We start from the raw sequence: 1,036 nt of genomic DNA, 5'->3' as shown, positions 1-1,036 counted from the left end.
AACACAGTGGACGCGAGCAACTGAGGACAAGCCCTCGGCCTATTAGTACCGGTCAACTCCACACGTTACCGTGCTTCCATATCCGGCCTATCAACCCAGTCGTCTACTGGGAGCCTTACCCCATCAAGTGGGTGGGAATACTCATCTCGAAGCAGGCTTCCCGCTTAGATGCTTTCAGCGGTTATCCCTCCCGAACGTAGCCAACCAGCCATGCCCTTGGCAGGACAACTGGCACACCAGAGGTTCGTCCGTCCCGGTCCTCTCGTACTAGGGACAGCCCTTCTCAATATTCCTGCGCGCGCAGCGGATAGGGACCGAACTGTCTCACGACGTTCTAAACCCAGCTCGCGTACCGCTTTAATGGGCGAACAGCCCAACCCTTGGGACCGACTCCAGCCCCAGGATGCGACGAGCCGACATCGAGGTGCCAAACCATCCCGTCGATATGGACTCTTGGGGAAGATCAGCCTGTTATCCCCGGGGTACCTTTTATCCGTTGAGCGACGGCGCTTCCACAAGCCACCGCCGGGTCACTAGTCCCGACTTTCGTCCCTGCTCGACCCGTCGGTCTCACAGTCAAGCTCCCTTGTGCACTTACACTCAACACCTGATTGCCAACCAGGCTGAGGGAACCTTTGGGCGCCTCCGTTACTCTTTAGGAGGCAACCGCCCCAGTTAAACTACCCATCAGACACTGTCCCTGATCCGGATCACGGACCCAGGTTAGACATCCAGCACGACCAGACTGGTATTTCAACGACGACTCCACCTGAACTGGCGTCCAAGCTTCACAGTCTCCCAGCTATCCTACACAAGCCGAACCGAACACCAATATCAAACTATAGTAAAGGTCCCGGGGTCTTTCCGTCCTGCTGCGCGAAACGAGCATCTTTACTCGTAGTGCAATTTCACCGGGCCTATGGTTGAGACAGTCGAGAAGTCGTTACGCCATTCGTGCAGGTCGGAACTTACCCGACAAGGAATTTCGCTACCTTAGGATGGTTATAGTTACCACCGCCGTTTACTGGCGCTTAAG

1 rRNA gene is annotated in these 1,036 nt (G+C 55.9%); it reads right to left on the bottom strand.

Annotated elements, in window-relative coordinates:
• Positions 1-22: 22 nt before the first annotated feature.
• Positions 23-1,036, bottom strand: a 23S ribosomal RNA gene (locus ACWBNA_RS47810); the annotation flags it as partial.

Source organism: Streptomyces sp. Q2 (assembly GCF_056820935.1).
Note: the sequence above shows the minus strand (reverse complement) of the source record. Positions and strands in the feature narration are given on the sequence as shown.